This is a genomic window from Chloroflexota bacterium, from assembly GCA_009840355.1.
GTDB lineage: Bacteria > Chloroflexota > Dehalococcoidia > Lucifugimonadales > JADFKI01 > Bin90.
Genome location: VXNZ01000029.1, coordinates 36,134 through 56,196 on the forward strand (window position 1 = coordinate 36,134; position 20,063 = coordinate 56,196).

The following is a 20,063-nucleotide window of genomic DNA, read 5'->3' on the forward strand; positions in this document are numbered from 1 at the left end:
ACATCCTAGCGCACAAGTGACAGCAACCGCTCAACAAGCTTGCTGTCATCGTTATTGTCCATTTCCCTCAATGCGCGCGCCACCTTGTTGATGCCGTCCTTCGCCCTAAGGCTATCTATACCGTTGTATTTCGGGTGAGCGGCGGTATTCCGAACTTGCCGAACATCGGACATTCTCGTGGAGAGTCTGGGCTTTTCGGCAAAACATGCCCTATTGTCCATGATGATGTGCTCAAAGTGGTTCACATCAATGCCATCCTGAGGGCGCTTTTCTATCTTAGCCTCTCGCAGACGTCTTACATCGTCGTCGCTGTTCATAATGCGCTCTATGACATCGCACAGGTCTGCTACATCTTCGTAACGCTTTCTCAGAGAATTAATGACATAACGCCGCGCAGGGTCGCGATAAATGTTGATGGCATGGTTAAGAATGGTGATGTTGTCTATACGAGCAGTGCCTGTAAGTTGAAGTCCGTCATCAAGATCGTTTCCAGCAATTGCAGGCATGTTCGCGGCTGCTAGTTCCTTGTTTCGCAAGGTCAATTTCTCAATTGTATCTTCATCTACTTTCTGAATCCTTCTCAACTCCCCATTAGCGTCTTCCAGTTTCTTGCGTATCCCCCTCAGCGACGCTATCTCCGCCCTTTGTCTTCGGATTTCTTTGTTTCTGTCCGAATCCGATGTCAAATTCGTCCTAACGCTGTTTAGCTGCTCTAGCAGTTCGTCAACCGTCTGCGCATGCTTCGCCTCGGCTTCTTCGGATTCCTCCTCCAATTCGGATATCCGCTCCAACGCCTGAGCCAGTTGCGCCGAAGTCTCTCCGTGCGCATACTGCTCCCGCTCCATTCTTTGCTCACGAATGACTCGTGTCCGCACTTCACTGAATATCTGCTCGAAGTCGCCATTAAGGTCGTGAAGTTCGGCGTTTTCGATGCAGTCTCTTTGAAACTGTGCGGGGCTGATATTTGCTGCGTCGGATGGCCAGTAGAACTTGCTAACACTGCGACCCGGCCAGTAAAAGCGCATTGCGCCGTTGTAGCAAGCCTCTCTCGTGGCATCCTTGATATGGCTCGAAGTGTTGCCTACAAAGCGGACTACCAACGCCAATCCGAGCAGATAATCAAACACCAGCTGAGGTTCTATCGCAGTATTACCGTTAGGGTCGTCTGTCAGTATGAGGACAGGAATCTTACGATTGGGGTTGGTGATGAAACCCATCACATCGCGAGCGGTTGGCGCATCCTCAACCAGAAACACTTCCCTCCTGAAATGGTATTGGAATTGGTCTGTTCCAATTTTGCAGTCGTAGTCATCCACGGTCTGTTTCAGTATGAGCGGGGGGCCAGCCGTCAGGTCAGCCGGGTCGTTGTCGTCGGCTGAAACGAATCGCGTGCGAACCTGCGCCGTAACCGCCTGCCCTTCGGTGCAGAGTCTCGCTTGAATACGAAGGGTGTGTTCTGAGTCAACTGGATGCGATCGGTCCGCACCGATGATTGCATAGCCGAAAGATGCCGAAATCTCGCGTTCAGTGGAGACGGAGGAAGCCTTGTTCCTTCTGTCTGCGAGCAGGTATTCCAGCCTGTCCGCAACATTCGCGAGCAGGGCGCTGCCGGCAAGTTCGGGGGTTTCCAGTATCGTAAAGCCGGTTTCGTATTCGGTCAGCATCTCATTAACCTCCCAGACGAATGTTTCTGTCTCCAGAAGTTATCGCATAAGCAGGGATGGCACAAGTTTGACGGGAACCGCCGCGGAATAAAGGAAAAGGGCAGGTACGAGACCTGCCCCTGCATTTTGATTGATGAGACTTGGCGACTACTTTAGTGCTGCGACTAAGCCTGCTTGCCGGCTGATGCGCGCGTCGTGGTCTAGCGCGAAGCGCTTGATGCCGTTGTAGATGGATTCGGTGTCGAGGTGCGCCTCGGCGATTACGTCGGCTTCCGTGCCGCCGGTTAGCCACTGGTTGTCCCAGTCGGACACCAGCGAGTACTCGTCCGTCAGAGGTCCTGCGTTCTGCACGGGCCACATGCGACGCGTGCCGGTGGTTACGACCGCCATGTCGTAGATTGCCTCAGGCGGGAACACGGAATCGCGGTACTCTTGGGGCTGGCGCGCGAATAGTTCCTCGCTAATCGCGGCGATAACCTTGACATTGACGCCGTCGGCTTCGAGGCGCGGCAGCGCGTTCACCAAGTTGACCGTTGACGACGAACCTTGCACTACCACATAGCCCTGCTTGGGCTTGTCCGGGTCGAAGTCGCGGATGACATAGAAGCCCTTTGCCGCTGCGGTAAGATCGGTGTCCGCGAATGTGCTGCGGTCTGCGACGGGGAAGTCCGGGCGCGCCACTTCCAGCACGATAACGCCAACCTTCGGATCGCGCGCGGCAATCTCGGCTGCGGCGAAGTATCCCGGCGCGACATCGTTGTAGTCCCAGAAGCTGAGCGTGACTACCTGTCCGCGCGGGAAGAGCTTCCACACCTGCGGCGCGAAAATGCCGAAGTGCGTGCGCGCGTCCGCGGCGGTTTCAGGTCCGGAGTGTCCGGCGAGAATGTTCAGCACGCCGACGCGGAACGGGCTGTCCTGATTTTGCTGACTCCACACACGGGCAGGCAGGTACATAAGCGGCGTGAATGCGCCGTAGCTGCCGCTGAGCGCCCAGACGCCCACATGCTGCTCCGGGTCAAGCGAAGCCGACTGCCCGACGAAGCCGACCGCCGTTGAGACATTGCCCGCTTCCTGAATCGCCGCCTTCAGCCGCGTGCCGGTCGGGTTGGTAACCGGATCGTAGTGTCCCCAAAGCCCACCGTGCTCGACGTTGATGGACTCGGCAAGGTCTGCCGCCACGATAACGAACCTGTTGTCCGTTATGTAGTTCACATACTTGACGATTTCGGATATTGCGCGGCGCGTGCCACGCACATTGCCGGGTTCCTCGAAGAGCTTGATGGAGACATCCTTCTCTTCGCCGGTAACCTTGTTGGCGATGCTGACGGTCTGCTCTTCGACGGGCAGGTTGTCCACGGCGAGACGGTCGTCTAGGAACGGGTCAACATTGCGGTCGATGCGCAGCGGCATGTCGTCGTCCACGCTGTCGCCGATTTCCACGAGTCGGTCGGCGAGCCAGTCCCCCAGCCCGTTTTGCTCCAGCACGGACATTGCGACATCGATGTTGCGCTTGAACTCAAGCAGCCTTTCGCGCATATCGGTCGCCGCGTTGCCGGTGCGGATGCCTTCAAACTCTACACCGAAGCGGCTCTCGAATGTGGACGCCAGCGCGGTGAAGTAGTCGCCGTTGAACGGGAAGCCGTAGGGATGGCTCGCGTAGCTGACAATCTGGTCGCCGTAGCCGGGCAGACTGCCGTTAACCGCGCCGGGCCACCAGCCCTTCACCGTGTTGCCCACGACAATCATCGGTCGGTCGTCAGTGGGATCCCAGTCTTCCATCGCCTTCAGGACGCCGAGCACTTGGTCGTAGTCGTTGCCGTTGTCGATGGTAAAGACATTCCAGCCGTAAGCCGCCCACTGGTCTTCGATGCGGTATTCATCGTACTGCGGCTGAATGACGCCGCCGATAAGCTCGTCATCGATACCGGCGTTGTTGTACGACAGCAGGATGCGCAGGCGCTTGCCGACCTGCTGGGCAACGGCTGCCGTCTTCATCTCCTGCGAGTGCCCGGAGGTCATGGCGAACTCACCTTCGATAGCCATAATTTTCAGGCTATCCGGTGCCCCCATCATGTCCCAGAATGCCGCCTTGCCCGCCGCCGTAGCGATGCCGATGCCGGACGGACCGCCGTTGACATCGTTCGTCAGGTCGGTTGTCTCGGAGTGTCCTGCGAGAGAGCGAATGCCGCGAATCTTTGCCTGCTGCATTTCCGGCGCGTACGTCAGGTCGAAATCTTCGAGCAATGTGGCGAGTGCGCCGGCGCCGCGCCTAAAGCCAAGGCAGTCGATGCTGAGCATGCCTTGCACATGGTCAACGGCGTAGCGCGGGTCGCCGGTCTTTGCGTGCTTGCGAGCGAGCGCTTCGCCCATAATCATCCAGAGCGCGTAGGTTACCGGCGCGTTGTGTCCGCCGGCAAGCATGAACCTGTCCGCGTAAGGGTGCTTAGGGCGGCGGTAGTCGAAGCGCATGCCGCCGTTTTCAGGACCGGCGAGGTGCGACATCACGGTGTACGGAGTGTAGGCAAGTGGTCCGCCGAAGTGTCCGGTCTGCGAGTAGTTACCTAGCAGCACCAGCGTCATAGCGGTGAGGAAGCCGACCTCTTCAAATCGGTTCTTGTCGTAATCGGGCAGCGCGACGGCCGTTGCCGTCCTGTTACTGGATAGAGCGACGCGGTCAATCGTCATTACCGAACCATTTGCGTTTGGCATTTCTGTGGCTCTCCCTATTCAAGGTTTTGTGTTTGCTATATCGTAGTGTTTCTTTGATGATTCCGATGCGATTTCGGGCTCGCGCACGGTAGTTGCAGGCTGCGAATTTGCCAATCTCCTTGTATGGTAGATGATTTGCCAGACGCAGACAGCCGCCGAGCAGAACAACACAATCATAACAAAACTATGGCTTATGTTTCTACTACGGCGACCGTACTGAAATCTATGAAATTGCGGAATCGTGTCGGCGCCGGCGCATTCAGAGCGCGCAGACGGCGATTAGATAGCGCTACGCAGGCTCGAACATCGGCAGTGAAACTTCGCCTTCGCCTTGGTCTTGCCAGACAAGTTTGACGCGCATGCCGCAGTGGATGTCTTCCACCGGATTGTCCACGCCTACGATGTTCGTCATAATGCGAAAGCCTTCGTCGAGATCGACATAGGCTACCGCGTAGGGGCCCAAGTCTGCGAACGCGGGATGGCGGCTCTGCATCACCACGCTGAAGGTATAGACTTCGCCTTCGCCCTTTGATGTGCGCCAAGTGATGTCGTCCGGGTCGCAGTGAAGGGAGTATTTGCGCGGGTAGAATATGACTTCGCCGGTGCTGTTGCAGACTTGATAGATGAGTTCGTGGCGCTTTGTTGCCTCCCAGAAGGGTTCGGTATCCGGCTCCGGAAATCTGGGTAGTGGTCTCTGTCCTGCCATTGTTCAGTCTCCTAGGTATCAGGGTTCAGGTGTCAGGGATTCGCGCTAGTCGGCAGCGAGTATCGTAACGCCTGTCGCGTGGCGAGAGCCAAGGGAGCCGCCGTTGCCAACCGCGACCGCGAGTTTGGCGTCCGGCACTTGCGAAGTTGATTCGCCGCGCAACTGCCGCGCCGCCTCGAATAGCAGGAATATGCCTCGCTCGCCGGGATGGTTCGATGACAAGCCGCCGCCGTCCGTATTCATGGCGGGCTTGCGCGGGTCGTCGAAGCCGAGATGCCGCTGGCTCAGGTAGTCTCCGCCTTCGCCTTTTTTGCAGAAGCCCAAGTCTTCGATCATGCACATCACCGTGATGCTGAATGAGTCGTATGCCATCAGCACATCGATCTCGCCCGGCGTAACGCCGGCGTCCGCGAAGGCGATGGGACCGGACTGCGCGCCTGCGCTGACGGTGATGTCGCCGCCGTTCTCACGATACTTGGTCGCCTCGCCCGTGCCGATAATCCACGCGGGCTTTTTTCGGCAGTTCGCGGCGACCTCCGGGGATGCGATGATGACCGCGCCGCCGCCGTCCGAAATCATGCAGCATTCGAGCAGATGGAGGGGATGCGCTATAACGCGCGAGTCCAACACATCTTGGACGGTAATCTCGTTCACGCCCACGAACTCGAGGTCGGTCATCGCCTTGACCGCTTCGGGATTGCGCATCGCGTGCTTTCGCGTTACGATCGAGATTTCGGCGAACTGCTCGTCAGTCGTGCCGTACTGGAACTTGTGGCGGTTCTTGACCATGCCATAGTTGGCGATGAGAGTCTGTCCCCAGGAATCTTCCATATTGCCTGCGGGAGTCGCCGGTCCAACGCTTGTGCCGCCTGCGGTGCCGATGTTGCGTCTGTCCGAGTGCGCCGTCGAGCCATAAGTGAGCAGGGCGACTTCGCATTTGCTGGCTGCGATCATCTTGGCGGCGTGGTTGGCGTGGAACTCGTATGATGTACCGCCGACTGCCGTGTTGTCGATGACCCTTGGCTTTAGTCCTAGGTACTCGGAGATGCCGAGACCGCCGATGCCCTGGTGCGAGCCGGTGTCATATACCGCGTCGATGTCATTGGCGGACAGCCCGGCGTCTTCGAGTGCCTTGATTGCCGATACCGCCTTGATTTGCAGTGCGCTGGTGCCGGGCCCCACCACCCTTAGCGGGTACTCATGGATGCCGACTATCGCGGCTTCTCTGCGCTGAGGCATAGTTTCCCTCCGTTCAAGTGATGTTCATAGTGTTGATGTTCAGGATGACAATTGGCTTATGACAATTGTCATCAAAGAACTTGAATGATTGGCGTCCGTTCTGTTAGCGTGTGAAACACCCAAGCAGCGAATTCGGACGGCGAAAAGGTAGCACAAGCAAGCGTTTCAGTCAACGCACAGTGTACGGACGATAGGGTTAGTCAGGCTGTTCGACGGTAGCCTATGTCCTTCCCGGCTCGACGGGGAAAGGGCAGGGTAAGGGCTACCATCCCGTCCCTGTCAACGTTGATTAGAAAGGCAATGCCAAAGGGGGTGCCGATGAACAGCGTCGCGAACGCACTCCTCTGGCTGCACATCTGCGCTGGCACGGTCGCGCTGCTGACTGCCGTCGTAGCACTACTGACCGCGAAGGGCGGTGTGAACCATGTACGCGCGGGCAGGGTTTATGCCCTCGCGATGACGCTGGTGTTTCTGACCGCAGTGCCGCTAGCGATGCTCGGCGCGGACATATTCTTGCTGCTCATCGCTTTCTTCAGCTTCTACTTGGTGTTCGCAGGCTGGCGGTTTGCGAAGAATTATAGCGGCAGCGCGCAGCCGGTCGATTGGATTGCGATTGCGGTGATGGCGCTGACGGCGCTGCTGATGTGGTTCTACGCGGCGTATATTGGAATGCAGGGAAGCAGCCAGTGGGTTACGCTGGCGATATTCGGTGCAATCGCGCTTGCGCTAAGCGTTGTGGACGCGCGATATTACCGTGCTGCGACTACGCCCAGAGTGCAGCGAATCCAACGGCATCTGACTAACATGCTGGCAGGCACAATCGCCACCGTAACCGCCGTGCTAGTGGTGAATGTCAGCGTGGAACCTGAGTGGATTCCGTGGATTCTGCCCACTATAGTCATAACGCCGCTTATAGTATGGTGGAACATCCGCGTTGCACGTCAGTCAGAGCGGAGGCGAAACGCATGACATGGAACCAGCCTTATCGGAAATCCTGAGCTTGCGTTTCAGCACATGAGAGACGATTTCACAAATCCCTAATGTTGTCATTTTGCGCTGTCTTTGTCATTTCGAGCGAAGCGAGAAATCTAAAGTCGGAAACAGGTTTGCATGCAACGATCCCTGTCTTCGCAGGGACATGCTTCAGATTCCTTACTGCGTTCGGAAAGACAGAGAAAAATTGCAATTGTGAAATCGTCTTACACATGTGAATGTAGTGGCTTACTTATTATAATGTACACTCTATATTAAGTGTGGTAAGATACCGATTCGCCGGCGAAGTGCGTTGAAGTGAATGCAGAAGCTAAGTCTAATGAGTCTAAAATGAGTCTAACAGGGAGGAAGTAATATGCTAAACGTGAAGTATCTGCTCGGATTGTATCAAGCAATCGTGGCTGTGGCAGTCTTTGTGTTCTTCAGCTTCAGCCATGTTTATCGGCTAGTCATTCCTGTGGAAATAGGTGCCAATGCGATATGGTGGTGGCTCGACATACTGATACTGCTTGGGCTATTGATGGCGCTTGTCGTATCATTCCAACGTAAGCGTGTGCTTGATCAGTCCGAAAGCGATGGCGGGCTAACCAGAGAGTATTTCGAGGCAAACCTGCTGTTTTGGGCAACCATCGTAGCGATACTCTGGTTCATCCGCTCGTGGATTGCGTTCGTCCTGAACTTGGAGAATGATTTCGCGTGGTGGACGGAAATCGACACACTGGTGATATTAGTGCTGTATCCTTCTGGCAGCTATCTAATGAAACAGGCGAAGAATGAAGATTAAGTAAGGATTTAAGTAAGGATTATTGATGAGAATCGGGCTCCTAACGGACACACACCTGCCGAATATGATACGCGACCTAGACGAGCTGGGCCCCGAACCGACCGAGTTCTTCAGCTCGGTTGACCTGATACTGCACGGCGGCGACTTGATATACACGCGTGTGCTGGACTGGTGCGAACAGTTCGCACCTGTGCTGTGCGCTACCGGTAACAACGACCCTTATGACGACAGTCGTTCAAAAGAAGTGCAGACGCTAGAAGTGGAGGGCTGGCGCATTGGCATGGTGCATGAATTGGGAGAGCATCGCCCGATGGAGAATCTGCGCGCGAAGTTTCCCACGCCAATGGACATAATGATAGGCGGGCATACGCATCAGGAAACGCTGTACGAACGCGAGGGCGTGGTGATTATGAACACCGGCAGCCTCACATTCCCGCGCCATAAAGAATTGCGGCTAGGCGGCGTTGGTTTGCTCGAACTCACACCCGGCAGCCTGCGCGCCGAAGTCATACCGCTAGGCGAAACGACCGGCCGCCCCAATCCCTGCGAAGCGCTTTCTTTACAAATCAGGCGAGACGGCTGAGCCCGGCAGAATATGGCAATGGACCGGGTAATTGAACATGGTAAAGGAAAGCGGCATCGCCTGGGCGGTGCCGCTTTCATATGTTCGTGTCGTAAAGCGCTACTGCGGTTCAGCGCGCTTATGTCGCGTTTGACCTTGAGGAACTCATACGCCCAAGCGTTGCATCGTTATGCGGCCGCTGCGTTGGCTGCGGCAAGAGCAGCGTCAAAGTCTGGCAGTTGCGCTATCTGTGGCACGTATTCCACATGGCGAACCACGTTGTTCTTGTCCAGCACGAAGACCGCGCGGGCGAGCAGGCCGTTTTCCTTCACATGGACGCCGTAGCTATCGCCGAACTCGCGCGACTTGAAGTCGGACGCGGTTTCCACGTTGTCCACCTCGTTCGCGCCGCACCAGCGAGCCTGCGCGAAGGGCAGGTCCATACTGATAGTCAGCACCACGATATCATCGGACATTGACTTGGCGAAATCGCTGAACTGCTTGGTCTCGTCGCTGCATACGCCGGTATCCAACGACGGCACGGAGGCGATAATCTTCACCTTGCCTGCGTAATCGTCCAGTGTCAGCTGCCGCAAGCCGCCGCCCGACACCGTGAAGTTCGGCGCGGTCTGCCCAACGGTAATCTCTGGTCCCAGCAGCGTGAGCTGATTCTCGCCCGCCGCGAATACTCTGGTTCGCTCTTCCATTTGATCTTCTCCTCTTCGCTATGACTTCATTTAGTTGCCAATGGATTCACTGCGCGGCATTAGCGCCGCGAGTAAAGTCTAATTCATAGGCGGGCAACTGGCAACTTATGAGGGCTATAACAAGGCGCTTACATGCTATAATCGCCTTGTGGAGATAGAGACTTCCGCAGCGCAGCGAACGCAAGGAGACGGCTTTGGATACGGCATCGGTGCAGTTACTCAGCACAGTGGTTATCATAGTGGGCCTGTTGTTTGCAATGTTCGCGCTTATGTGGCAGATGAATTCGCAGAGCGGCAGGCTGGAAGCGAAGATAGACGCGCAGGGCAAAGACATAGAGGCCCAAGGCAAAGAGCTGCGAGCGGAAATCATGGCGCAGGGTAAAGGGTGTCGGATGCCGAACTGGAGCAGGCGCGGCTGAACGGCGTCAACAGCGTGCTGACTCAATTCGCGTACACGCATGAGCCTCAGACGGGCGACGACTAGCCCGGCTTCTTGCCAGTCTTCTCCTCGAACAGCTGCCATGTCGCATCATTGAACGGATAGTACTTCCCTGGCGAGCACTGCTCGATTTCCAACTGCGCTTTCACGACCTCTTCGACTTCCTCGCGTTCGTGTGCTATCTGAATCACCTCATCGACGATGCTCTGCGGTACGACCACAACGCCGTCATCGTCGCCCACAATCGCGTCGCCCGGGCGTACTAGAACGCCGCCGCATTGGACTGCGTCGTTTACCTGCCATGGCCAGAACTCTGCCGGTCCCTGCTTGGCGGTGAGGCTCGCCGAATACACGGGGAAGCCGTATTCCTTCAGCGCCACGCTGTCGCGCACGCCGCCATCGGTAACCAGCCCGCCCGCGCCGAGCTGCTTCATTCGCAGGAACTTGATGTCGCCGCCGACCGAGCTATACTTCCAGCCCATCGCGTCGATCACCAGCACCTCGCCCGGACCGCACATCTCGATGGCGACATACTCGGCGGAGTCTGCGCCTTTCGGCTTGTCCGCCGCCAGGTCGGGCCGATGAGGCACAAACCGCAGCGTAACCGCCCTGCCAGCCATATGCTGCCCTTGCTGAAGTGGCAACGCGCCTGATATGTAACTCATAGGCCAGCCCTTGACCCACTGCGCGTCGATAAGCGTCTGAGTAGGGATGGCGCGTAGGATCTCTAGCGTTTCATCGGAAATGTGTGGCATGTGTTACCTCGTGTGGTAAGCCGTGATTCATGGGTGCTTAGTGCGTGCCTAATCCGTGCCTGACGGCGTGGTGAACGCGCTTAGCGTGCGGCTGTTAATAGGGCTGTCCGTTGTAATGAAAATATGAACTGCGTTGCTGGAAATGGTGTGTGATGGCGCGTCGGGAACGACATCGTGGTTAGCATTTTATCGGCATGCCTGAACTTTCACAATGTTAGTGGCAATGGCGCGCATAATCCGAAAATGAAGCCTGTCGTCAGGCTACCCATGTGCAGTGGATGGAAGTCTGGCGAGCCGCCATGCGCCCAACTGACGCGCTCCGATTTAATCGCCGCGCAGCCACTCCCCCAGCGCGCGGATGTGGGCGGGGGTGGTGCCGCAGCAGCCGCCGATTATGCGCGCGCCTTGCCTGTGCCAGCCTTTGGCGTATGCTAGGTATTGCTGCGGGTCCAGGACGGTGCGCGCGGTTGCCGGGTCTTCCGGACGGGCGAAGTGCGCGTATGCGCCGAATGTGCCTGTCCTGCTCTTCCGGACTATCTCCAAGCCGGGCGCCACTTCGTCCACCGGCGTGTGCATCACGAACACCGATGCGATGTCCTTGTCTGCTATAGCGTCCATCGCGTCTTGCAGGCTCTCGCCGCCGTGCCTGTTCTCGATGCCTAGGTACAGCTCGTCGCCGTCGCGGACTGTGGACAGCCCGACCCATGCCGGCAGACCGAACTCCGAGGCGGCATCGACCACTGCCAGGGCGTCCGATATGCGTATCAGCATCTCGCCGACCACTACATCCGCGCCGCCTTTGGCAAGCTCGGCCAGCTGCTCGCGGTATGTGTCGAGCGCATTCTCGTATGGCACCGGCACTTCGGCGTGCGCCTTGGGTCGCATCGTGGATATGGACGCCGCGATGACCACAGAGTCCTCCGCGCCAGCGTTTCGTCTTGCCTGCACGGATGCCTCGATGCCGTTTCGATTCGCCTCATCGACTCTGTGCTCGATGCCGCCGACTTCCAGCATGTCGCGGCCCGTGCCGAAGGTGTTCGTGATGATGATTTCGGCGCCTGCTTCGATGTATTCCTGGTGGATGTCGCGGACTAGTTCGGGATGGGTAAGCATGGGCCCGCCCGACCAAGTGGTGGGGCTGATGAACCCGCGCCGCTCAATCTCCGAACCCATGCCGCCGTCCATCAATATAGTCTCTCCCGCTGCCAGTCGCCGCTGCATCTTGTCGAAGTTGTTCATGTGTCCCTCCCGTTTGGCGCTCTACTCGATAAGCAATTGCGAAAATGTCTCCGAGACTCAACCGGCGCACCGAATTATATCAATTGGTTGGGCGACTAGCGCAGTCGCACGGCGTTACCCGAAGAGTGGCAGCACCTAGAGTTTCATTGTACAGCGACGCGAATTTGTTATCACTGCGCTCGGAATGACAACATTGGGGACTTGTGAATCGTCTCGTCACGGTAATCTGATGCCAATTTCATGCTCGTGTGGTAGAATGCGAATCTGCTGTAACAAATGAATTCATATGAAAGTTTTCTCTGTCATTTGGTTCAAAGCGAGAAATCTTGTGTGATGCGGAAGTGATACGGCGCGGAATGACGGCATCAGGATTGGTGAATTCGTCTCTGTCTATCTTGGCATATTGCATAGCGTTGGTTAATTGGTCCGCAGACCCGCCCGCAGTAACCCTATCGGCAAATTGCACCAAAGAGAGGTGAGACAAATGAGTTTCAGCAGATTGCTGAACCCGTTCAGCTGTCACCTGTCCGTTCTATCCCCCCCCCCCGAAAATATGTGCTACGCCAGCCCGTAGTCCTCCCTCCTCTTCCACCACATCAACTGTCTTTCGACGCGGGAGCGCCGGCAGCATGGATTCCGTGCCGTCCCGCTCAGCCGAAAATTATCCATTACGGAAGAATAGAGGGTTTCTACCATGCACAAATATCTTCGAGGGCAAGTCAAGCAGCTGACGGCGCTTAGTCTGATTGTCGCGGCGGTCGGACTTCTTTGGCTTGCGCTCTCCGCAGGCGGCGACGCGCCCACAGCCCACGCGCAGACGGGCGACACGCCAACGCCCGTTCCGACCACGGAGCAGCACGGCAACTCCAACGCTGAAGACCTCGCAGCCGCGCTCGCATCTGAGAAGAAGGCACAACAATACCCCAACATGGACTCCAACCTCAACCGAATAGTCGAGCAGGTCGAGACGGGGCAGTTCACAGCGCAAGCCGCAGCCGCAAGTGCGCCCTTCCATCAGGAACAGTCCGTTGCCGTAACGCTCTACATAACCGAAGGGTACGCCGACGCCATCGCCGCCTGGCTCAAAGACAACGGCGCAGACCCGCGCAACGGCGGCGTGGACTATATCGAAGCGTACATCCCTGTGTCGCTGCTGCCGGAAGCGTCCCAGCAGGACGGCGTCATCAGCATCCGCACCATCGTCCCGCCGCAGCCCGCGCAGGGCACGGTCGTCAGCGAGGGCGCAGCGGCGCACGGCGCACCGGCGTGGCACGCCGCCGGCATCAGGGGGCAGGGCGTCAAGATTGGCGTCATTGACACCGGCTTTGAGGGCTTCCGCAGCCTGATGGGAACGGAACTGCCGGCCGCGGGAAATGTGCGAGCAAGATGCTACACCGATGTAGGCGTGATAGCCACCGACGCCAATGCCTGCATCGACGCTTCGGGGAGCAAGCACGGCTCCGCGGTAACCGAAGCGCTATTCGACATGGCACCCGAAGCCGAATATTACATAGCGAACCCCATTTCAAGGGGCGACCTGCAAAACACTGTCAACTGGATGATTGACCAAGACGTGGATATCATCAACATGTCGCTGAGTTGGACTTGGACAGGTCCGGGAGATGGCACATCAATATGGAGTTTCAGCGCCTTGAGAGTGGCAGACGCCGCTGTCGCAAGCGGCATCGTTTGGGTGAACTCGGCAGGCAACGCCGCTGTTAACACCTGGTTTGGGGCTTTTAGCGATACGAACGGTGACGGCTGGCACAACTTCACTAGCGGCGACAATTGCAATGCGATAGAGGTTCAAGAGGGTGTCTCACGCATCAAAGCTGAACTTCGCTGGGATGATAACTGGCGAGGGTCCAGCAAAGACCTGGACTTGGCTCTATTCCGTACCTTTCGGTTTGTATCCCCCCTCCGGATTCTCCCAATACTTGTTGGAGGAATCGACGTTCAAGACGGTCAGCTCAGCGACATACCCTTTGAAGAAGTCCTTTACCTTTCGCCTCCCGCCGGAACTTACTGCCTAGCGGTTGGAAGCTTTGACGGCACCGCGCCGAGCTGGATTCAGTTGCGAACTAGCATCCTTGAATTGGAGCATCACACGCTGAGCGGCAGCATAAATGAACCGGCCGACAGCGCGAATCCTGGATTACTCGCCGTAGGCGCAGCGCCTTGGAGCGAGCCAAATGTCATCGACTTTTACAGCAGTCGAGGGCCAACGCCTGACGGCAGAATCAAGCCCGACATAGTTGGAGCGTCATCTATAACGACATCCTCATATAATTCTCCTTTCTCAGGGACAAGCGCGTCATCCCCGCATGTCGCCGGCCTTGCCGCCCTCGTCAAGCAGAACAACCCAAGTTACAGTCCACAACAGGTAGCCAATTACCTGAAGAGCAACGCAGAGGCGCGCGGCGCAGTCCCCAACAACACCTGGGGCTACGGCTTTGCCAAGCTGCCCGCGTCCGATGTGGCTGCGCCGACGCCCGAACCTACGCCTACGGCTGAGCCAACGCCGATTCCTACGGCCGGCACCAAGCCTGAGCCTACCGTAATGCCCACGGAAGTCCCTACGACGGTGCCGATAGATACTCCTGTACCCACTCCTATACCGTCTGTAACTCCTGAGCCGACGCCCGTCGTGCCTCAAGTCCCGGAAGAAGTGCTGACCAGGATAAGCGCGCTGGAAACCCTTATGGCGACGCTGCAAGGTCTGATAACCTCGCTGCAAAGCACGATAGCGGCGTTGGACGTCAGAGTAGCCGCGCTGGAGACGAGCGCATCAGCGCCGACGCCGATTCCAACGACGCCGCCAACACCGACGACTGTGCCGGACGCGCCAACACCGACTCCGACAGCCACGCTTGTGCCGGGCGCGCCTACTCCGACAGTCACGCCCACCCCAACACCTGAGCCAGACCCATGCGAACTCCTTCTCCCAACAGGCGCTTCGCCCGTTACGGTGACAGGTTCTTGGATTGATGATGCGGAATGCGTCTATCCGGCTGAACTTCCCAATGCCGCGAGTGGCGACAGGTACTACCGATGGGTAGGCTTTAAGGCGACTTCCGCGTCCGTGGATTGGACTGCCACACTGACATCCAATGAAGACACCTACATGCTCCTATGGGAGTATGATGACGACCCTAGCGTCTTGACATTCATAGATGAGAACGACGACATCGTTCGGGGCAGCAACTCCAACTCCCGAATCACATGGACGCCAACCCAAGGCAAATCGTACCTGCTTGACCTGACCACCTATAACGCCAACACACTCGGCGATTTCACGCTGACTATTGAGGCAGCTAGTTCCGGTACGCAGGGTCAGAGCAGTGGGCAAAGCATAGAGCTTTCCGACATCACACTTGAACGGCGACAAAAGTAAGCCGAATACCCATTCCGTCAGGCTAACCCTGACCTAGTTATCAGAAGTCCGCCTTGGATAATCCTTGCGCGGGCTTCTGTGTCGTTGTGAGCCAAACGACTGCCGCGCACTCTATGGCTCAAGCAGCAAACGCCACACTTCATATCCGCAACCATTCGTGTATAATACGGCGCAGCGATAATCTGTATTCGCTGCGTCGTGTTTTTGCGCCGGATGACGCGCGCGGCGCTCGAATGGATTGGCGGAAACTGGGCTGGCGTTGTCGCAATGCTGCGCCGGTGAGATAACCCACGGAGGCATCACTATGACTACCTCTTCATTTCCCATCATAAGCAAGCCTGCCATCGAGGACATGGAGACGAAGCCGAACCTCGACTACGACAAGGTTCGCGGCAACTTCGACTGGCAGCGGATGTACGACGAACTCGATTGGCAGCCCGGCGGCGGCTTGAACAAGGCGCACGAGGCTATCGACCGCCACGCCAACGGACGCAACCGCGACAAGATTGCCATGATATGGGAAGGCAAGAACGGCGAGAAGGAAACCTACACCTTCGGGCAGATGAAGGAGCAGTCCAACAAGTTCGCCAATGTGCTGAAGAGCCTTGGCATCGAAAAGGGCGACCGCGTGTTCATCTACATGGAACGGCTGCCTGAACTGTACTTCGCCTTCTTCGGAATCCTAAAGGTCGGCGCGATCGCGGGACCGCTCTTCTCGGCATTCGGGCCGGACCCGGTGAAGGATAGGATGCTGGACAGCGAGGCGAAGGTTCTCGTTACTCAGCCGGATCTGCGGCGCAAAATTACGCCCGTCATTCCCGAGCTGTTCGAGTTGCAGCACATGCTCATCGTCAACAAGCACAACCGCGACCCACAGCCGCTGATGTCCGGCGACCTGAGCTACGAAGAGGAAATGTCGAAGGCGACCGCGAACTTTGAGACCGTCGCCACAAGCCAGTACGACTACTCCATAATGCACTACACATCCGGCACGACCGGCAAGCCCAAGGGCGCCGTGCACCGGCATCAGGCGGTCGTGCAGCAGTACGCGACCGGCAAGTGGGCGCTCGACCTGCAGGAAGACGACATATACTTCTGCACGGCAGACCCGGGCTGGGTAACCGGCACATCCTATGGCATGCTCGCGCCGTGGACGAACGGCGTCACGCAGCTCATCTACGAAGGCGGATTCCGCGCGAGCAAGTGGTATCAGCTCATTCAAGACTACAATGTAACTGTGTTCTACACCGCGCCGACGGCGATTCGCATGCTGATGAAGGCGGGCGACGATATACCGCGCCGCTATGACATGTCTGCGCTGCGCTTTATGGCGAGCGTGGGCGAACCGCTCAACCCTGAGGCGGTCGTCTGGGGCAACGAAGTCTTTGGCATGCCGTTCCACGACAACTGGTGGCAGACCGAAACCGGCGCGATAATGTGCGCGAACTACGCCTGCCAAGATGTTGTGCCCGGCTCGATGGGCAGGCCCATTCCGGGCGTGGAGCTTGGCATCGTGGACGACGAATACAACGAAGTGCCGGTAGGACAGGACGGCAATCTGGTCGTGCGGCCGAATTGGCCATCGATGTTCCACGGCTACTGGAACAACAGCGAAATGTACAACTCGCGCTTCCGCAAGGGCTGGTACATCACCGGTGACACTGCGCGTGTGGACGAGAACGGCTACTACTGGTTCGTCGGACGCGCCGATGATGTCATCAACACGGCAGGTCATCTCGTCGGACCATTCGAGGTAGAGAGCGCGCTGATTGAGCATCCGGCGGTCGCGGAGGCTGGCGTAATCGGCAAGCCTGACCCCATAGCGATGGAAGTCGTGAAGGCGTTCGTCTCACTGAAGGACGGCTACGAAGAGTCCGCCGACCTGCGCCGCGATATAATGCGATTCAGCCGTCAGAAGCTAGCCGCCGCGGTCGCTCCGCGCGAGCTGGATTTTGTGCCCACTCTGCCCAAGACTCGCAGCGGCAAGATAATGCGGCGCCTGCTAAAGGCCCGCGAACTCGGCCTGCCCGAAGGCGACACCAGCACGCTTGAGGACGACTAGAAGCCAAATACAACGAAAGGTTCGTATGACGCTCCCGGAGCAACCCATAGAAAGCCATGATGTACACAGCCGTCGCCTGATTCGGCATGCGGAAGAGATGCTGGAAGCGGGCGACAGGCTGCAGGCGTCCGAAAAGGCGTGGGGCGCGGTCGCGCATCGGCTGAAAGTGGTCGCGGATAATCGTGGCTGGAAGTATGAGACGCACACTGACGCTTTTACGCTTGTCAGGAACCTTGACAGGGAGCAGCGGAATCCGCGCATAAGAACCCTGTTCGATGTGGCTCACGGCTTGCACAACAACTATTACAAGGACACAAGGCCGATTGACTATATCCGGGAGCAGATCGCAGATGTGAAGGAACTGCTCTCGCTTTTGGAGCGTATAGAGTAGAACTCGCCAATGTTCACATCGTGCGAAACGACCAATCGCCGGTAAAGGTTTAATTACGTCCATACATATCTGCCCATCCATGTCTGAATAAACAACGGAGGTATTCAATGAAGATTAGCTGGTTCCACTTGATGCCCTATCGGTTTTTGCCGAAGGACTTCGAGGACAAGTATCGCAGCGTCTGGGTCGATGTGCCCAGTCATTTGTTCGAGGCGGACAAAGCGCATCAACTCTACAACGAATACCTTGACGAGCTGGAGTTCGCGGACGAGGTTGGCTTCGACGGCATCTGCGTCAACGAGCATCACAACAACGCTTACGGCATCATGCCCAGCCCGAACATCACCGCCGCCACGCTGACCCGCCGCACTAGCAACGCCGCGATCATCGTTCTGGGAAACAGCCTCGCGTTGTACAACCCACCGTTGCGAGTCGCCGAGGAGTTCGCAATGCTCGACTGCATCAGCGGCGGCAGGCTTGTCGCGGGGTTTCCGGTCGGCACATCCATGGACACGAACTTCGCTTATGGTGTCAACCCGGCGATTTTGCGCGAGAAGTACTACGAAGCGCACGACCTCGTGATGAAGGCTTGGACCGAGCCGGAGATGTTCTCGTACAACGGCAAGTATAACCAGGTGCGCTACGCCAACATCTGGCCGCGACCGCTCCAAAAGCCGCATCCGCCCGTGTGGATTCCAGGTGGCGGCAGCGTGGAGACTTGGGAATGGACCAGCCGCATGAACTACGTTTATTGCTACCTGAGCTACTCCGGCTACAAGCGCGGCATCCAGGTGATGGACGGCTTCTGGAAAGAGATGGAGCGGCTCGGCACGGATGACAACCCGTATCGTGCCGGATTCTTGCAACTGGTGTGCGTTGCCGAGACCGATGAGAAGGCGAAGGAACTTTACGCTGAGCATGTGGAATACTTCTACAAGAAGTGCCTGCATGTATATGAAGGCTTCGCGGACGCGCCCGGCTATCGCACAATACGCACGCTGAAAGCAGGCGCGGTGGCGCAGCTCGGCGCGGCGGCGAACCAGACGAGGCAGGCGATGACTTGGGACGACTTCGTAGAGCAGGGCTATGTGATTGCCGGTAGCCCGAAGACCGTCATCGAGAACCTGCGTGGCGCGGTTGAAGGCTTGCGCGTGGGGCATCTGATGGTGCTGTTGCAGATTGGCAGCATGCCCAAAGACCTGACGATGAAGAACACCGAACTGTTCGCCACGGAAGTGTACCCTGAACTGCAAGGCATGTGGGACGAATACGAAGACCACTGGTGGCCGCAACCCATCGAAGAGCGCGAAGTCGCGGGTATGGCGTCGGCAGGTCCGTAGGCGGGCGGTGCGAAATGAAGCTACTGTTGGGCAGGCTGCGATGCCTGCCCATATCTTGCGCGGAAGTAAGCGCAGTGTTCTTACTTCTTTAACATCTCGAATTCATCAGAGGTAGAGTTTGAAATGGTCTCGCAGCAGAATGAACAGGTCTTGGCGATTGGCGGCGGCGATGTGCAAGTCGCCAGCAAGGGCAGCGGTGAGCCGCTGGTATATCTGCACGGCGCATTTGGCTACCGTGGGTGGCATCCGTTCTTGGACGCGCTCGCGGAAGACTTCACCGTGTATGCGCCGGTGCAACCGGGCTTTGTGGATGGCGCGCCCGGTCCCGACGACATTGATGATATGCTCGACCTGACGCTGTACCACTTCGACCTGCTGGAAGCGCTCGGACTGGAAGCTCCGAATATTGCGGGGCATTTTCTAGGCGGGATGATAGCCGCGGAGATGGCGGCGCTTCGCCCGACGAGCGTGGGCAAGCTGGTGCTCGCTGCGCCGGCAGGCCTCTGGCTGGATGACGATCCCGGCGTGGACTACTTTGCCACGCCAGCCAACGAACTGCGCAATGTGCTGTTCGCGCACGCGAATTCGGATGCGGCGGAAAACCTGATGCCCGAACCAAAAGACGACCTAGAACGCGGCACGCAGATAATCGAGCGCGTGCGATCCTTGGCGACCGTCGGCAAGTTCCTATGGCCAATCCCCGACAAGGGCTTGAAAAAGCGAATGTCGCGCATCAAGGCTGATACGCTAGTCGTCGTGGGCGAGCAAGACAAGATAGTGCCACCATCTTACGGCAGCGAATTCGCCAGCCGCATATCGGGCGCGACGGCGCAGACGATAACGGGCGCGGGACACATGATGATGCTGGAGCAGGCGGGGGAGTTTGCGGAGGCGGTGCGGTTTTTTTTGCGGGAGTGATTGTCGAAAACAGCATTATGTTTATAAGAAGTCCACAACTCTTCTTGTAGATGACTGTAAGGAGACTATACTGTGCGAAATTCAAAGCCGTTACTAGGTTGTATGGACAATTGGGGCATTCCCGTGAAAGCGGGAATCCAGAACCTCTAATGTAGCATTTT

At 57.4% G+C, this 20,063-nt stretch carries 16 protein-coding genes; 9 read left to right on the forward strand and 7 right to left on the reverse strand.

Annotation, left to right across the window (positions count from 1 at the left end; translation table 11 throughout):
• Nucleotides 1–5: 5 nt before the first annotated feature.
• The 4 genes from F4X57_09110 to F4X57_09125 all read right to left on the reverse strand — a co-directional run bounded on the left by F4X57_09110 (nucleotide 6) and on the right by F4X57_09125 (nucleotide 6,318).
• On the reverse strand, nucleotides 6–1,664 hold the full coding sequence (locus F4X57_09110) for a hypothetical protein (protein ID MYC07311.1): 1,659 nt from the start codon (nucleotides 1,662–1,664) through the stop codon (nucleotides 6–8).
• Between the two features lie 147 nt (nucleotides 1,665–1,811).
• The gene (locus F4X57_09115) at nucleotides 1,812–4,373 is read right to left on the reverse strand and encodes a hypothetical protein (protein ID MYC07312.1); all 2,562 of its coding nucleotides are present in this window, start codon (nucleotides 4,371–4,373) and stop codon (nucleotides 1,812–1,814) included.
• Between the two features lie 289 nt (nucleotides 4,374–4,662).
• Entirely contained in the window at nucleotides 4,663–5,079 is a 417-nt protein-coding gene (locus F4X57_09120) for a Zn-ribbon domain-containing OB-fold protein (protein MYC07313.1), read from the reverse strand.
• Between the two features lie 45 nt (nucleotides 5,080–5,124).
• Nucleotides 5,125–6,318: a thiolase domain-containing protein gene (locus tag F4X57_09125; protein MYC07314.1), complete on the reverse strand. Its 1,194-nt coding sequence runs from the start codon at nucleotides 6,316–6,318 to the stop codon at nucleotides 5,125–5,127.
• A gap of 318 nt (nucleotides 6,319–6,636) precedes the next feature.
• Here F4X57_09125 and F4X57_09130 point away from each other — a divergent pair, with 318 nt between their 5' ends.
• The 3 genes from F4X57_09130 (at nucleotide 6,637) to F4X57_09140 (ending at nucleotide 8,678) form a co-directional block, all read left to right on the forward strand.
• Nucleotides 6,637–7,287, forward strand: coding sequence for a hypothetical protein (locus F4X57_09130; protein ID MYC07315.1), 651 nt, complete (start codon nucleotides 6,637–6,639; stop codon nucleotides 7,285–7,287).
• 379 nt (nucleotides 7,288–7,666) lie between these two features.
• Complete coding sequence (locus tag F4X57_09135; protein ID MYC07316.1) at nucleotides 7,667–8,095, forward strand: hypothetical protein; 429 nt, start codon at nucleotides 7,667–7,669, stop codon at nucleotides 8,093–8,095.
• A 25-nt stretch (nucleotides 8,096–8,120) separates the two neighbouring features.
• Complete coding sequence (locus F4X57_09140) at nucleotides 8,121–8,678, forward strand: metallophosphoesterase family protein (GenBank protein ID MYC07317.1); 558 nt, start codon at nucleotides 8,121–8,123, stop codon at nucleotides 8,676–8,678.
• Nucleotides 8,679–8,845: 167 nt separating this feature from the next.
• Here F4X57_09140 and F4X57_09145 read toward each other — a convergent pair whose 3' ends face one another.
• Nucleotides 8,846–9,364, reverse strand: a complete 519-nt coding sequence (locus tag F4X57_09145) for a thiol peroxidase (GenBank protein MYC07318.1) — start codon at nucleotides 9,362–9,364, stop codon at nucleotides 8,846–8,848.
• A 194-nt stretch (nucleotides 9,365–9,558) separates the two neighbouring features.
• Here F4X57_09145 and F4X57_09150 point away from each other — a divergent pair, with 194 nt between their 5' ends.
• A complete protein-coding gene (locus tag F4X57_09150) occupies nucleotides 9,559–9,783 on the forward strand; it encodes a hypothetical protein (protein MYC07319.1) in 225 nt (74 codons plus the stop codon).
• Nucleotides 9,784–9,844: 61 nt separating this feature from the next.
• On the opposite strand, the gene F4X57_09155 is transcribed toward F4X57_09150, so the two are convergent.
• Nucleotides 9,845–10,558 carry a ribonuclease activity regulator RraA gene (locus F4X57_09155; GenBank protein MYC07320.1) on the reverse strand — a complete coding sequence of 238 codons (714 nt, stop codon included), beginning with the start codon at nucleotides 10,556–10,558 and terminating at the stop codon, nucleotides 9,845–9,847.
• Between the two features lie 324 nt (nucleotides 10,559–10,882).
• Complete coding sequence (locus tag F4X57_09160; GenBank protein ID MYC07321.1) at nucleotides 10,883–11,797, reverse strand: homocysteine S-methyltransferase family protein; 915 nt, start codon at nucleotides 11,795–11,797, stop codon at nucleotides 10,883–10,885.
• A 694-nt stretch (nucleotides 11,798–12,491) separates the two neighbouring features.
• Here F4X57_09160 and F4X57_09165 point away from each other — a divergent pair.
• The 5 genes from F4X57_09165 to F4X57_09185 all read left to right on the forward strand — a co-directional run bounded on the left by F4X57_09165 (nucleotide 12,492) and on the right by F4X57_09185 (nucleotide 19,902).
• Nucleotides 12,492–15,191, forward strand: coding sequence for a S8 family serine peptidase (locus F4X57_09165; GenBank protein ID MYC07322.1), 2,700 nt, complete (start codon nucleotides 12,492–12,494; stop codon nucleotides 15,189–15,191).
• A 304-nt stretch (nucleotides 15,192–15,495) separates the two neighbouring features.
• The gene (gene acsA / locus F4X57_09170; protein ID MYC07323.1) at nucleotides 15,496–17,253 is read left to right on the forward strand and encodes an acetate--CoA ligase; all 1,758 of its coding nucleotides are present in this window, start codon (nucleotides 15,496–15,498) and stop codon (nucleotides 17,251–17,253) included.
• A gap of 25 nt (nucleotides 17,254–17,278) precedes the next feature.
• Nucleotides 17,279–17,644 carry a hypothetical protein gene (locus F4X57_09175; protein ID MYC07324.1) on the forward strand — a complete coding sequence of 122 codons (366 nt, stop codon included), beginning with the start codon at nucleotides 17,279–17,281 and terminating at the stop codon, nucleotides 17,642–17,644.
• Nucleotides 17,645–17,751: 107 nt separating this feature from the next.
• The gene (locus F4X57_09180) at nucleotides 17,752–18,984 is read left to right on the forward strand and encodes an LLM class flavin-dependent oxidoreductase (GenBank protein MYC07325.1); all 1,233 of its coding nucleotides are present in this window, start codon (nucleotides 17,752–17,754) and stop codon (nucleotides 18,982–18,984) included.
• Between the two features lie 123 nt (nucleotides 18,985–19,107).
• Nucleotides 19,108–19,902, forward strand: a complete 795-nt coding sequence (locus F4X57_09185) for an alpha/beta hydrolase (protein ID MYC07326.1) — start codon at nucleotides 19,108–19,110, stop codon at nucleotides 19,900–19,902.
• Nucleotides 19,903–20,063 lie beyond the last annotated feature (161 nt).